At 58.9% G+C, this 1241-nt stretch carries 1 protein-coding gene; it reads left to right on the top strand.

From position 1 onward, the window contains the following. Nucleotides 1-906: 906 nt before the first annotated feature. Nucleotides 907-1241: hypothetical protein (locus ACIBEI_RS22795; protein WP_398891591.1), on the top strand; the 335-nt coding region annotated here is incomplete at its 3' end.

Below are 1241 nucleotides of genomic sequence, written 5' to 3'. Positions count from 1 at the left end.
AGGCACCCCTTCAGCCGGCCGCCTGTTCAGTGCGCAAGCGCCTCCTACATCCCGGCCACAGCGAGTAGCGCTCAACTCCGAGCCGCGTCCAAGGAGGACAGTGAGACTGCACGGCATCCCCTCGCTTAGCTTGATTGTTGTGCGGCCCGTCACCACCGGTCGATGTACCAGAGTGGATCTCCATGTCGCATTTCCCAGAAGGGCACCATGCAGCCCGGCAATGGTGCGTAGCAGGAACGGCGGGTAGTGCCTTGGAGACCAACATAAGTTGTTCCGAAGCGGGGTACTGCGCCGTCCGGGATGAGGTGACAAGGCTGCATGGTTGAGCCGAATTCATCGCGAGGCAGAGTCCGCACCCAGCAGGACGCGAAAGCTGCGCCTGGGGCCACCAGCAAGCCTCGATTGCTCGGCAGCACCGTAGCTTTCGTTGTCGGCATGTGGCGTCCACTCTCTGGGTTCCTGCCTTCGAAACAAGCCCCTTCGACCCGTACCGGGAGCGACATCTTTGCCGACTCGGAGGCCGCACAGACAGGCCACGATCACCGCCACCACGGCGCAGGCATGGAAGTACGACAGACTAGAGTTACCGGTCTGACCTGCGGTAACGTTGTCAATGAACCCCGATCGACCCGACCAACAAACACGTCAACAAACACAAGAACAAACACGAGGCAATGGGCTCTAACAAACACGGTCCCATGTGTGTTGACACACATGGGTGGCCACATTGCATCACCTTGAGATGCAAGCCTTGGAGGGCGCATGCAGCCCCACGTTGGGTGCACCGTGCCTACCTTCAGTACTCCATGCGTGGGGTACTGAAGGTAACTCCACACTGTGGCATGATTTCAAATATGCCGTTCTTCATGCTGGCTACCCTGCCTGGAGAAACGGTTGCATTCCTGCATGTCATTCAACGCGCATGCCATCATGTATATCTCCATGCTCGGGTTGATGCTTGTCACCATGCGCAAAGGGGGATACAGACTCACGCTTGCCACCAGGTGTGTAAGCGTGGGCTTCCGCACGGGTACAGGTTGGCCGTTCGACATGGGCAACGACACGTTGCAGTGCTGGTTCGAGCCAATGGTTCACGTGACGGTTGCGTACTCGGTCGCCCTGACGATGCCGTGCACGAACACGCGCAGGTGTGTAAGCGTGGGCTTCCGCACGGGTACAGGTTGGCCGTTCGACATGGGCAACGACACGTTGCAGTGCTGGTTCGAGCCAATGGTTCACGT

It is taken from the genome of Streptomyces sp. NPDC050988 (genome assembly GCF_044456225.1).
In the GTDB taxonomy this organism is placed as follows: Bacteria; Actinomycetota; Actinomycetes; order Streptomycetales; family Streptomycetaceae; genus Streptomyces.
This window is presented reverse-complemented; position numbering and strand designations above follow the sequence as displayed.